Below are 12948 nucleotides of genomic sequence, written 5' to 3'. Positions count from 1 at the left end.
CGCGGACGCATGGGACCGACACCCGGTTTCGAGGCACTGGAGATCAGCGTTCTCCGGGCCGGCGACCACATCTGGCTCTCGGCGCAGTCGCGGATGGGTTCGGTCTTCGCGGTGCGGCGACCGGTCCCGGAATGGAAACTGCCGAACGATGTCACCGGGAAGACGATCGACACCCCGTCCGACTGGTTGACCGACACCGTCCGGCACGCGCGCACCGACGCCGCAACCCATGCCCTCGACGTCGGGCAGGTGTTGACGGATCTGGTGTTCGGGGTTCCGGACATCGTCACGCTGCTGCAGCAGAGCCGGGGGTTGGCCCGGACCACGGGAACCCAGCTTCTCCTCCGCGTCCTCGCCGCGCCGCAGGAAGTGTGTGCCTGGCCGTGGGAGTTGCTGCTGGATCCGCAACGACCCGACCAGTTCCTCGCCATGGCGCGCGACGTCCACGTGGTGCGGTCGGGACGGTCGCGCACCTACCCGTTGCGGCAGACGCCGATCGAGCCGCCGCTCAACCTCCTGCTGGTGATGTCGAGCCCTCTGCGGGAGGGCCCCGGGGATTCCGAGGCCCCGTTCGACCTGTATGCCGAGAAACGTAGCCTTCTGTCGGAATTGCGGCCCCTGGTGGACCGGGGTCTGCTCCGCGTTGTGGTCGAGGACCGCCCGTCGGTCGAACGGCTGCGCAGTCGAATGGGTATGCAGAGACGCGGTTTTCACCTCTTCCATTACCTCGGCCACGCCAATCCGGACGGGCTCAAGCTGGAGCGGCGCAACGGTCGCGGGATGCTGCTGCCCAGTCAGGAATTCGCGTTGCTGTTGCAGCAACTCCCGGACCTCCGGCTGGCGGTGTTCGCGGGGTGTGAGACGGCACGCGCGCCGGACGGTGCCGCCGACGACGATCCCTGGCCCGGGCCGCTGTCGTCCGCCGACATCTGCGTACGTGATGCGTGCCCGATGGTGATCGGGATGCAGGCGGTGCTGCCCTTCAGGACGGAGCGACTGCTGACGCGCTTCTTCTACCAGGCACTGACCGCCGGCCAGCCGGTGGCCGAGGCGTTGCGGCTGGCGCGGCTCGCGATCAACGGCGACGAGAACAGCGGTGACCCGCTGCTCGACTGGGCGGTTCCGTGCCTGTTCGTCGGGGGTAGCGAGCCCGGCGCGATCATCGATCCGGAGGCGCGGGCGCGGCCGGAGCCGCCGCCCCGGCGGGTCGGGTTGCGGCTCGGTATCCGCCAGGGTGAACTTCGTTTCATCTCCCGCCTCGCGGAGCTGCGCGAGGGGGTGGACGTGCTGTCCGGGCAGACGCCGGCGCGGTTGCTGCACGTCGTCGGAATGCCGTCGACGGGAAAGACCTCGCTTCTGGACCGGGTGCTCGACGAGCTCGATCCGCAGATCGCACATCTGTACATCAGCGCGAAACGGCTGCTCGCGGAACCCGACCCGGTCCGCGAACTGGCCCGCCTCGTCGACGAGCTGATGCGCGACGTCGGGGTGCGCACCGTCCGGCCGGGCAGATTCAGCGCCGGCGACTGGTGGGAGCGACTACTCGGCGACCTCACCGAAGTCCCGGTTGCGATCGTCATCGACGACGGTGACCTGCTGCTCGGCGACGCACCCGGCGCCCCGGGCCTCCTCGACGCGCTGGTCCTGCTTACACAGCGGCGCAGCAAGGCGCGGCTCGCGGTGGCGGCCACCGCGGACCTCGTCGAACTGACGCGACCGCTCCGCCCCTCGGAGGTGCGCACGATCCGCCTCGACGCCCTGTCGTGGCCTGAAGTGTGGCAATGGATCCGGCGCAATCTGCCGACCCTGACCCGCTATCCGGAGAAGGACCTGTCCCGGCTCTACGCGGACGTGCGACACCTGGAACTGTGGGAGAAGTTGGCCGATCTCGCCGCCCGGAACGGCACGTTCGACCCGCGGGACCTGCCGGTCCTCGTCCGGCAACTCGGCGTCGGCGCCCCGAAAGCGGCGCCCCAGGTATCGAACGGGTCCGACTTCTTCGGCGCCGAAACCGCTGTCCCCGAAGCGGAGGCAGCGGCAGCGTCGCCGGTGCGGCGCGCGTTGCGGTTGGCGGTCGCGGGTCCGTTCACGGTGGGCCGACGCGAGGAGATCGCCGTCGCTGTCACGCAGTGCGCCATCAAGCACGGGGTTCCGGGGCGGGTAGTAGCCGGAGAGACGGGGGAGGGTGAATCGGCACTGGCCGAACTCCTTCCCGGGGAGCTGGCCTTCGGCGACGGTGTCCCGTCCGAGCGCGACGTCTGCCGGTGGATGGAGGACGCGGCCCTGGCCGACGCGGACATCCTGGTGTTCGACTACGGCAACGCGGTGCCCTCGGATGCGCAGAATGCGGTGATTGCGCGCCTGGTGAGCGACGGCAGGCTGGTGATCGCCTCGGGCGACCACTCGGACGAACCGGCATATCCTGCGTGGAGTGCGGACGCGTTCGCCGTCGGAGCCGTCGAGGACGACGGCACGCTCACCCACGAAACCCCGTACTTCCCCGACGCGGGGAAACCCGACATCTACGCGCCGCGGACGATCACCGGGACAACGTGCGAGCAGCTCGTCGATCGACCGGAGATGGACGGCACGACGTTCGCCGCGCTGTACGTGGCGGTCGCCGCCATGCTGGTGTGGGCGACCGACCGCGACCTGACGGCGCCGGAGGTCCGGGCGCTGCTGGTCGAGACGGCGACACCGATACAGGCGACGCGCGGCGACACCGCGAAGCAACTCGACGTCGAGGCGGCGCTGGATTCCGCGCGGCGGAAGGTCATCGTCGGCGCGCTCGGGTCGGACGCACTCGAACTCGGGCAGCTCCTCGCGGAAACCCCCATCCGGCCGGAACTGGCGGTTCCGCTGCTCGACGACCTCGTGGCCGACGGCGACCGCATCCGACGGGTCGTCCGGAACGGCGTCGAACAGTACGAACGCACCGACACCGTGGCCGGGCCGAGAAACGAGTAGCCCACTACGCATGACCGACGTGCCCGCGACGAGCAGGCTCGCAATCGCAGGACGAGCCGCCCGACCTACGTGAGGACCGAGTCATGACCATCGTCGACAACATCGGAGACGGACAGGCGCAGCGCGCGATGCCCGGGGGAACGTTCGAGGCGGAACGGCAGCGACAGCGCGATGCGGCGGAATTGCGTGCCCGCGAACGGGCACCGCAGCGGGGCGAGCACGTGGACGCACTCAACGGCCCCGGAGGCGTCGCCGCCGCGGACACTCCCGAACGGATCGCGAAGCGGGTGAACCGGCTCGGTCGCTACTACGCGGAGGGGGACTGGGAGTCGGACACCCTTCCGGATCAGGTTCTCGAGAAAATAATCAACACAGCCGATTTCGTCGGCGTCCGATACCTCGATGCCGGCGCCGCCGCCGCCCGGTCGATCGGGCGCGTCAACATCCGCGACGCGCGGGGAACCCTGCAGGGCTACGGCACGGGCTTCCTCGTCTCACCCACGCTGCTGCTCACCAACCATCATGTGCTGCCGAACGCGGACACGGCGCGCAGCAGCGTGATCGAGTTCGACTACCAGGACGGCATCGACGGGAAACCGCGCCCCGTGCAGATGTTCCCGCTGGACCCGGGGCGGTTCTACCTCGCCGACCGGGAACGCGACTTCGCGCTCGTCGCCGTCGGAGCCGAACCCGGAACGCTCGCCCAGTTCGGTTTCAACCCGCTGATCCAGGCGGAGGGCAAGGCCGTCATCGGCGAATTCGTGACCATCGTGCAGCACCCCCGCGGCGAGAAGAAGCAGATCGCCCTGCGGGAGAACCGTATCGTCGACATACCCGAGCGGTTTCTGCACTACTCGGCCGACACGGAACCCGGATCCTCGGGTTCGCCGGTCTTCAACGATCAGTGGGAGGTGGTCGCGTTGCATCACGCGAGCGTGCGGGCGCCACAACACACCGAGTTCGGTGGTGTCCTCAACGAGGGCGTGCGCATCAGCCGCATCCTCGAATACGTGCGCGCGCAGAACCTCACCCCGCAGTCGCGTGACCTCGTCGACGACATCGTCCGCGCGGAGCGGACGGCACCGACGGAATCCCCGGCCGTCGAACACGAACGGGAAGTGACCGTCCGGGTTCCCCTCGAGATCACGGTGCGTCTCGGCTCCGTCGACTCACCGGCCGCCGCCCGGCGACCCGCTGAGCCCGAGGCGATCTCGATCGACCCGAACTACAGTACGCGCGGCGGGTACGACGCGAACTTCCTGCGTTTGCCGCTACCCCTTCCGCGGCCCGGGACACCGTCGGTCGCGTCACCGGAGTTGAAGTACCACCACTTCAGCGTCGTGATGCATCGCGAGCGGGCGCTGGCGCTGTTCACTGCCGTGAACATCGACGGAACGCAGTCGCAGAGCCCGCGGCGTGACAGCGACAGATGGATTCTCGACCCGCGACTTCCGGCCGATCAGCAGACGGGGGAGGACGTGTATCGCGACAATCCGCTCGACCGCGGACACCTGGTGCGCCGACTCGACCCGGCGTGGGGGCCGCTCGCCAAGGCGGCGAACGACGACACGTTCCACTTCACGAATTGCACTCCGCAACATCACAATTTCAACGCGGGCCAGACCCTGTGGCTGGGCCTCGAGAATTACGTCCTGAAGAACGCGGACAACGCCGACCTCGCCGTCAGCGTCGTCACCGGACCCGTTCTCGCGCCCGACGACCCCGAATACCGCGGGGTGGCGCTGCCGCGTCAGTTCTGGAAGACGGTGGCCATGGTCAAGCAGGACGGCGGTCTCTCGGTCACCGGATACCTGCTCAGCCAGGCCGCCCTGCTCGACGAATTCGCCGAGGGGGAGGAGGCGTTCTCCTACGGTGCGTACCGCACGTTCCAGGTGCCCGTGCGGCGGATCGCCCAGTTGACCGGGCTCGGGTTGGACCCGTGCATCGCGGCCGATCCGCTCGAGCGGATCGAGGCGAGCGCCCTGCCTCGCGAACTGATCCGTCCCCAGGACCTGATTCTCTGAAACCGAACGGGAGCCCGACGCCATGAGCACCAACGAATCAGCGATCGATCTGCCCGCGCAGCGCACCTGCGGGGCGATGGACGTGCACCGCCGGTTGTTGACCGAGTCGGAGTCGTATCGCATCGCCCGATCGGAGATCGAGAACCAGACCATCGACCTGGAATCGCTGCAGTCGATCGCTGCCCGCGGCCTCGCACGGATTCCGGTCGTCGTTCACGTCGTGTGGAAGGCTGCGGCGCAGAACATCTCCGACGCGCAGATCGAGAGCCAGATCGCGGTGCTCAACAAGGATTTCCGGGCCACCAACGACGACGTGGACGCCGTTCCGTCCGTCTTCGAGCATCTGGTCGGCGACGCGGGAATCGAATTCTACCTCGCCGACACGGATCCGGACGGACGGGCGACGAACGGAATCACCCGAACTGCAACCGAAGTCGACGCGTTCGATCAGAACGACGGCGTCAAGTCCGCGGAGACCGGCGGCGCCGATCCGTGGCCGACACAGAGATACCTGAACATCTGGGTCTGTGCGCTCGGCGGTGGTCTGCTCGGCTACGCGCAGTTCCCCGGCGGTCCGGTCGCCACCGACGGCGTCGTGATCACCTACACCGCGTTCGGGACGACGGGCACCGCACGGGCCCCGTTCAACCTCGGGCGCACCGCGACCCACGAGATCGGGCACTACTTCAACCTGTTCCACATCTGGGGTGACGACGGCACCGGGTGCCGGGGCTCCGACGAGGTCGGCGACACCCCCAATCAGGGCGGGCAGAACGTCGGGATGCCGCGATTCCCGCACATCAGTTGCGGGAACGGCCCCCACGGCGACCTGTTCATGGATTACATGGACTACACGGACGACGCCGGGATGGTGATGTTCACCAAGGGGCAGGGCGCGCGGATGGGAGCGTGCCTCGACGGCGTCCGGAAGCAGTTGTGGACCGGGCGGCCCGGGGGAACGGAGTCCGCCGCGTCCGCGCTGGTTTCCCGAAGTGCCGCGGGACGATGGCGGCACTCGTTCGAGGAGGACCACGACGGCGTCCGCGTGTACAGGCCCGCCGGATTCGACTTCCCGCGCGCGAGGGGGCGTGGCGGTATCGAATTCCGGCCGGACGGCTCGTTCGTCGACTGGGTGATCGGTCGGGGAGACGCCGACGAACCACGTGAAGGCACGTGGGTGCCCGCCGAGGACGGGCGGCTCGAGGTCACCACGGCGGCGGGCGACTTGCGCACCGTCCGGGTGGTGCGGCTCGAGGAGGACCGTCTCGAATTGGACGTGGGTGACGCCTCCTGACCCTGGCGGTGGGAGGTACCCGCGGGGATATAATTCTCTGACCTGGTATTCACACTCAGTGACGCGGTTCCGCCGTACTCGGGGAGACGGATTGGCGCGCCCCGAAAGGAATTCCGATGTCTACTCGACAAGTGGTGGGCCGGTTGGGTGCAGTGATCGCCGTGGCAGGCGCACTGTCGTTCGCAGTGCCCTCGGCCGTCTCCGCGGCGCCCTTCATCCCCGGCTCGATGTCGACCTGCGCCCCCGGCGCGTGGCTGACGTTCAACGCGGAGCGGGTCGCGCCCGACCGGATCCGGTACACCACCGCCGCGCCGCTCGCGCAGTGGAACGGCGCCGTCGTGCAGTTCACGAACCTCACCACCGGGTTCCGGGGTGTCGCGTTCGTCAACGACCCGGTTCCCGCCGCCGTGGGGTTCGGCCCCGTGCTGAGCGAGATCGCCGGACTGCTGCCGTGCTTCGTCAGCGCGGGCGTCACCATGTCCTGACCCCTCAGCTGGGGTCGGAGCCGCGGACGGCCGCCAACCACACCGCGACGGCCGCCGCCACACACGTCGCGCCGGCGAACGCCGGCAGCCCACCGCCCGCGACGTAGACCCACAATGCCCCGACGAACGGCGCCGCGACCGCGAATTGGGCGTCGAGGACGAGCCGGCGGACCGGCCGAGCGGTCGTCCGTGCGCGCACCGGACCGTCCGGATCCGGACGCGACGGGTTGTCGATCAACCGCCCGGCCGGCTCCGAGCGACGCGCTCGACCGGAGGGGAGCAGTCGACGGTTTTCCCAGACGACGACTCGGCGACGCCCCACGCAGTGGAGGGTCGCTGCGGTCGGGGTCGGCAGGGTGATCAGGACGGGATCGAAGAACACCGGAATCCACAGTGAACCCGGTTCCTCACGAACCTCGATCCAGGACCTGCTGGTCAGCCGATGCTGCTGGCGGACCCGGTGCACCGTGGCAGGGCGCCCCGGCTCCGACCCCGAACGGGTGGCAGCGAACAATGTGTAGCCGGTGACACCGAGCACCGTCGCCGCGACCACGACCAGTGCACTGAGCTGATCGGCGTCGGCGACGACGGCGAACGTGCCGCACACCACCAAAGCACACGCGCCGACGGCAACGGGGTAGCGGACGGCCGCGAACCCGCTAATTCAGGAAGCCGATCTTCGTGTAGTCGTAGGACGCGAGTCCGGCGGCGCCGAAGTTCGCCAGGTTGTCGCGCACCGCGACATTGCCCGGCGCCTGCACCAGCGGCAGCGAGAACCCCTCCTCGAACACCGCGGTGTCCACCTCGTTGGCCAGTTCGATCGCCTTCTGCGGGTCGAGTTCCGAGATCGTCCGCTCGATCAGCGCGTTCAGTTCGGGCGAACCGATCCGGCCGTAATTGCCCTGCAGGTCGTCGGGGTTGTACGCGTAGATCTGGGGCAGGCCGCTGAGCGGGAACGGGTCACCCACCCAGGAGAATTGGGCGATGTCGAAGTCGCCGGGCTGGATGACATCGGTGAAGAATCCGGTGCCGCCGCGGGTGTCGATGTTCAGTCTGACGCCGATCTGCGCGAGGTTCTGCTGAAGGATCTGTGCGATCTGAACCCAGGTGGTCGACTGGTACATGACGTCGCGGATCTCGAGCCTGCGCCCGTCCTTCTCCCGGAACTCGCCGTCGAGTGTCCAGCCGAGTTCGTCGAGCCGCCTCGCGGCCTCCTCGGGGTCGTAGGAGACGGCTGCGCTATTGTCCTGGTAGCCCTCCTGACCGTTGAGGTAGACGTGGTTGTTCAGTGGCTGGGGATCGTCGACCAGACCGTTCTGGATCGCGGTCGCGATGCCCTGCCGGTCGATGCCCTTGGACAGCGCCACCCGCAACTCCGGATCGGCGAGGATCGATCCCTCCGCGCCGTTGAACGTGATGTGCGAGAACTGGTTTCCCGGCGCCCGGCGGATCGCGATTCCCTCCGAACCCTGTGCGGTCTTCACCTCGTCGATGGTGCCCAGTCCGGACGCGTCGATCTCGTTGTTCTGCAGAGCGGGAATGCGCGCGGCGTCGTCGAGCACGCTGTAGGTGATGGTGTCGAGTTTCGGGGTGTCACCCCACCACGCGGGGTTGCGGCCCAGTGTGATTCGGTTCTGCGCCCTGTCGATCGACGCGATCCGGAACGGGCCCGACGTCAGCGTGACCCCGTCGCGCAGACTCTCGTTGAACGCCTCGGGGGTCGCGGTCACCGACTTCGGGTAGAGCATCGAATTGCCCGCGAACTGGCCCTTCCACTCGGCGTACGGCTCGGCGAACGTGATCACCGCCTGACGGTCGTCGACGCCGCGTTCGACCCGGTCGACCCGCTCGAACCCGGACGTGTTCGCGATCAGGAAGTCCTTGTTCGTCCCGCTCAGCGCCGCGGCCTGGGACTGGATGTCCGCCCACGTGATCGGGGTGCCGTCGGACCACACCGCCCTCGGGTCGATCGTGTACGTGACCTGCTGGGGGTCCGTGCCGGTGAGCGCCACGTCGGTGAAGTAGTCGTGATTGACCGACAGCGCCCCGGACGCGTCGGTGCTGAACGCCCGCGGCAACATCGGCTTCAACATGCCGGCGATCTCGGAGTCGTTGCCGTCGTTGGACAGGGCGTTGAAGTTCGGGGGGAAACCCGACAACGCCAACCGCAGATTTCCGCCGTCGCGCAGCTCGCTCGGATCGTGCGGATTGATGTCGTTGGTGGTGCCGATCGACCCGGAGCCGGCGTCGACACCCCCGGTGTCCGAACCCCCGCAGCCACCGACAATCAGGCCGACGGCCAGGAACGATACCGCGAGGCGGGTGCGCGCCGATCGAATCCTCATGGGATGCCCTTCCTCGAAGTTCGCTGAGGCTAGTGTGCCAAATACGTCGGATTCGGAACGGGAATTGCCTCGAGCAGTGCCCGGGTGTACTCGTGCTGCGGATTCTCGAAAATCGTCTGCGCGGCCCCCGACTCGACGATCCTGCCCCGGTACATCACCGCGACGTCGTGTGCGATGTTGCGGACCACCGACAGGTCGTGGGAGACGAACAGGTACGACATGCCCCGCTGCTCCTGAAGATCGCGCAGGAGGTTGAGCACCCCGGCCTGGATCGAGACGTCGAGCGACGACACCGGCTCGTCCAGGATCAGCAGTTCCGGGTCGAGTGCGAGCGCCCGGGCGATGCTGATCCGCTGCTTCTGGCCGCCCGAGAAATCCGCCGGATAGCGATCGGCGTGCTCGCGGCGCAACCCGACGAGGTCGAGCAACTCCGGTACCCGGCGGCCGACCTCCTCACGCCTGCGGCCGTCCAGCCGGAGCGGCTCGGCGAGAACGTCGAACACCGGCAGCCGGGGATCCAGGGACGCCGTCGGATCCTGGAAGACGACCGCCATCTTGCGCCGGATCGCACGTTTCTCGGGTGGGCTCAGCGCCGCGACGTCGGCGCCCAGCACCGCAATCGAACCGGATTCCGGCGCGGCCAGGTCAAGAATCTGCGTCAACGTGGTCGATTTGCCCGAGCCGGATTCACCCACCAGCGCCAGCGTGCGGCCGGCCCGGATGTCGAAGCTGATGCCGTCGACCGCCCGGATCTCGCCCCGCTTGCGGCGGAACACCAGACCGCTGGTGATCGGATACGTCTTCACCAGATCGGCCACCTGCAACACCACGCGGTGCTCGGGTGCCGTCTCCGCGCTGGGGGCGGGTGCCGGCTGGTCCCACCGATACGCCGTGAACAGATCTCGGGTGCCCGTCTCGTCGACGCGGATGCACGCAGCCTGATGACCGGGTCCGGTCGAGACGAGTTCCGGCTCGGCGAGCAGGCAGGCGTCCACCGCGAGCGGGCAGCGCGGCGCGAACGTGCAGCCCGGTGGCAGCGAATGCAACGCGGGCGGGGCACCGGCGATCGAGACCAGGCGGCTCCGGATCGGTGCATCCATCCGCGGCACCGACACGAGCAGCCCTGCGGTGTAGGGCATCCGGGGTTCGGCGAACAGTTCGCGCACCGGCGCCGACTCCACCACCCGGCCCGCGTACATCACCACCACGCGGTCGGCCAGCGTCGCGGCGATGCCCATGTCGTGGGTGATCATCACGACGCCGGCGCCGGTGAGGTCGCGGGCCTTGCGCAGCAGGTTCAGGATCTGCGCCTGCACGGTCACGTCGAGGGCGGTGGTCGGTTCGTCGCAGATGATCAGCGCAGGGTCGTTGGCGATGGCGATAGCGATCACGACGCGCTGGCGCATGCCGCCGGAGAACTCGTGAGGAAAGGCCTTGGCGCGCACCGCCGGATCGGGTATCCCTACCAGGTCGAGCAGGTCGACAGCACGCTGCGCGGCATCCTTCTTGCTGCTCGCCCTACCGTGGACGAGCAGCGCCTCGGCGATCTGGTCACCGACCCGGTACACCGGCGTCAACGCGGACAGCGGGTCCTGGAACACCATGCTGACCGTCTTCCCGCGCAGCGCCGACAGCTCCTTGTCGCCCATGCCCAGCAACTCGCGGCCCTGCAACCGGATGGAGCCGGTGACGCGCGCATGCTCGGGCAGCAAACCCATCACGGCGAGCGACGCCACCGACTTGCCCGAACCCGACTCACCCACGATGGCCAGCACCTCGCCGTCGGAGACGCAGTAGCCGACGCCGCGGACCGCCTCGATGCGGCCCTCCTCGCTGGGAAAGCTGACCCGCAGGTCCTCGATCTCGAGCAACGGTTGCCCGGTCACCGTTTCGCCTTCTTCCGCTTGCCGGACCGGGATCGCGTCGAACTGGGATCGACCGCGTCACGCAGACCGTCGCCCACCAGGTTCGCCGACAGCACGGTGATCACCAGCAGTCCGCCCGCGAACAGGAACAGCCACGGGTAGGTGAGGGCGGATTCGGTGCCGTCGGCGATCAGCGACCCCAGGGAGATGTCCGGCTTCTGGACACCGAACCCTAGGAAACTGAGCCCGGTCTCGGCGAGGATCGCGGCACCGACGTTCAGGGTCGCGTCGATGATCAGAATCGACGCGATGTTCGGGACGATGTGGCTCGTGATGATCTTGTGCGTGGGGGCGCCCATGTACCGGGCCGCCTGGACGAATTCCCGCTCGCGCAGGCTCAGCGTCATTCCCCGAACCATCCGAGCGGTGATCATCCAGCCGAACACCGCCAGCAGCAGGATCAGCAGGACTATCGAACTCGAGGACTTCAGCCGCGGAGTGAACACGGCGATGATGATGAAGCTGGGAACGACGAGCAGCAGGTCGACCAGCCACATGATCACCCGATCCGGCCAGCCGCCGACATACCCCGCCAGGGCACCGACGAGCGCCGCGATGGCCGTGGAGAAGATCGCGACGCAGATCCCGATGATCAGCGACTTCTGCAGCCCGCGCAGCGTCTGGGCGAGAACGTCCTGGCCGATCTGGTTGGTGCCGAACGGATGTTCGGCGCTGGGCGACTGCAGCAGCGCGGTGTAGTCGAGTTGCTGATAGTCGTAGGGGAGCAGGTGCGGTCCGACAAAGCTGCCCACGAACAGCAACACCAGGACGCACACCCCGGCGATGGCGGGCTTGTTCCGGAGAAACCGCCGCCACAACAGGGTCCGGCGACCGACGGCCGACACCGCCGCATCGGTGGACGCGATCTGGATCTCGGTCACCCGACACGCACCCTCGGGTCGAGCGCCGCGTACACCACGTCCGAGAGGAGTCCCGACAACAGCACGATCAGCCCGGTGAACGACGTGATCGCCACGACGATGTTCGTGTCCTGATTGTCGATGCCGATCACGATCCACTCGCCGATCCCGTGCCAGCCGAAGATCGTCTCGGTGAACGTCGCGCCGACGACCAGCGCCCCGAATCCGTAGGCGAACAGTGTCGCCATCGGGATCAGTGCCGTCCGGAGCCCGTGCTTGAGCAGTGCCGCCCGCCGGGTCAGTCCCTTCGCCCGCGCGGTCCGGATGAAGTCGCTTCCCAGAACGTCGAGCATCGCGTTGCGTTGGTACCGGCTGTAACCGGCGATGCTGCCCAGCGCCAGCGCGATGGTCGGCAGCACGAGATGCTGCACGCGGTCGACGAACTGCGGCCAGAACCCGGTGATCGTGCTGGCCGAGGACTCGCCGGTGTACAGGAAGATCTGGTTGCCGGTGACCGAGTTGATCTGGAGAGCACCGTATTTCAGCAGGGTCGCGACGAGGAACACCGGCGCACTGAGAATCAGCAGCGACACGACGGTGCTGAAATAGTCACTGAACTTGTACTGCCGGATCGCACCGGCGGCGCCGATCAGCACACCCACTACCGCTCCGATGACGGAACCGAGGATCAGCAACCGCATGCTCACCAGGATCCGGCGACCCAACTCGTCCGACACCGGCTGACCCGTGATGGTGGTGCCGAAGTCGCCGTGGACCACACCGCCCAGCCAGTTCGCGTACCGCACCGGGATCGGATCGTCCAGATGCAGCTCCGCGGCCTTCGCGTCGATCACCGATTGCGGTGGCCGCGGATTGCGCTGCTCCAGGCTGTCGAGCGGACGGAACGTGAGCGAGGCGAGACTGAACGTCAGGAACGACGCCAGCAGCAACAGCACCACGTAGTTGAGCGCTCGTCGTAGCAGGAAGCCGGCCATCCGTCCCCCTCGCAACTCGGGCTCAGGCTTGAAATTATAGGAGCGTGGCGTCG

The 12948-nt window shown here is 68.0% G+C and carries 9 protein-coding genes; 4 read left to right on the top strand and 5 right to left on the bottom strand.

The features are described from left to right. Window positions 1-9 precede the first annotated feature (9 nt). The 4 genes from JVH1_RS09675 (at window position 10) to JVH1_RS09660 (ending at window position 6770) form a co-directional block, all read left to right on the top strand. A complete protein-coding gene (locus JVH1_RS09675; protein ID WP_009478364.1) occupies window positions 10-2967 on the top strand; it encodes a CHAT domain-containing protein in 2958 nt (985 codons plus the stop codon). Window positions 2968-3050: 83 nt separating this feature from the next. Continuing rightward, on the top strand, window positions 3051-4991 hold the full coding sequence (locus JVH1_RS09670; RefSeq protein WP_009478365.1) for a DNA/RNA non-specific endonuclease: 1941 nt from the start codon (window positions 3051-3053) through the stop codon (window positions 4989-4991). Window positions 4992-5013: 22 nt separating this feature from the next. Continuing rightward, complete coding sequence (locus tag JVH1_RS09665; protein ID WP_009478366.1) at window positions 5014-6285, top strand: zinc metalloprotease; 1272 nt, start codon at window positions 5014-5016, stop codon at window positions 6283-6285. Window positions 6286-6401: 116 nt separating this feature from the next. After that, complete coding sequence (locus tag JVH1_RS09660; protein ID WP_009478367.1) at window positions 6402-6770, top strand: hypothetical protein; 369 nt, start codon at window positions 6402-6404, stop codon at window positions 6768-6770. Between the two features lie 4 nt (window positions 6771-6774). On the opposite strand, the gene JVH1_RS09655 is transcribed toward JVH1_RS09660, so the two are convergent. From JVH1_RS09655 to JVH1_RS09635, 5 genes are read right to left on the bottom strand one after another with little or no spacing between them, the layout of a single operon-like run. After that, window positions 6775-7380 (bottom strand): hypothetical protein, encoded by a 606-nt coding sequence (locus JVH1_RS09655; protein WP_009478368.1) that lies wholly within the window; start codon window positions 7378-7380, stop codon window positions 6775-6777. A 49-nt stretch (window positions 7381-7429) separates the two neighbouring features. Next, a complete protein-coding gene (locus tag JVH1_RS09650) occupies window positions 7430-9115 on the bottom strand; it encodes an ABC transporter family substrate-binding protein (RefSeq protein ID WP_009478369.1) in 1686 nt (561 codons plus the stop codon). A 29-nt stretch (window positions 9116-9144) separates the two neighbouring features. After that, a complete protein-coding gene (locus tag JVH1_RS09645) occupies window positions 9145-11001 on the bottom strand; it encodes an ABC transporter ATP-binding protein (RefSeq protein WP_009478370.1) in 1857 nt (618 codons plus the stop codon). Then, window positions 10998-11921 (bottom strand): ABC transporter permease, encoded by a 924-nt coding sequence (locus tag JVH1_RS09640; RefSeq protein WP_009478371.1) that lies wholly within the window; start codon window positions 11919-11921, stop codon window positions 10998-11000. The genes JVH1_RS09645 and JVH1_RS09640 overlap by 4 nt, the downstream gene beginning before the upstream one ends. After that, the gene (locus JVH1_RS09635) at window positions 11918-12895 is read right to left on the bottom strand and encodes an ABC transporter permease (RefSeq protein WP_009478372.1); all 978 of its coding nucleotides are present in this window, start codon (window positions 12893-12895) and stop codon (window positions 11918-11920) included. Before JVH1_RS09635 ends, JVH1_RS09640 begins: the two co-directional genes overlap by 4 nt. Window positions 12896-12948: the final 53 nt, after the last annotated feature.

The sequence above is a fragment of the Rhodococcus sp. JVH1 genome, from assembly GCF_000280725.2.
GTDB lineage: Bacteria > Actinomycetota > Actinomycetes > Mycobacteriales > Mycobacteriaceae > Rhodococcus_F > Rhodococcus_F jostii_A.
Note: the sequence above shows the minus strand (reverse complement) of the source record. Positions and strands in the feature narration are given on the sequence as shown.

Bases quoted from the DNA above. Each gene is read 5' to 3' on its own strand.
- JVH1_RS09660 (WP_009478367.1), top strand. From the start codon at position 6,402: ATGTCTACTCGACAAGTGGTGGGCCGGTTGGGTGCAGTGATCGCCGTG.
- JVH1_RS09665 (WP_009478366.1), top strand. From the start codon at position 5,014: ATGAGCACCAACGAATCAGCGATCGATCTGCCCGCGCAGCGCACCTGC.
- JVH1_RS09675 (WP_009478364.1), top strand. From the start codon at position 10: ATGGGACCGACACCCGGTTTCGAGGCACTGGAGATCAGCGTTCTCCGG.
- JVH1_RS09635 (WP_009478372.1), bottom strand. From the start codon at position 12,895: ATGGCCGGCTTCCTGCTACGACGAGCGCTCAACTACGTGGTGCTGTTG.
- JVH1_RS09670 (WP_009478365.1), top strand. From the start codon at position 3,051: ATGACCATCGTCGACAACATCGGAGACGGACAGGCGCAGCGCGCGATG.
- JVH1_RS09650 (WP_009478369.1), bottom strand. From the start codon at position 9,115: ATGAGGATTCGATCGGCGCGCACCCGCCTCGCGGTATCGTTCCTGGCC.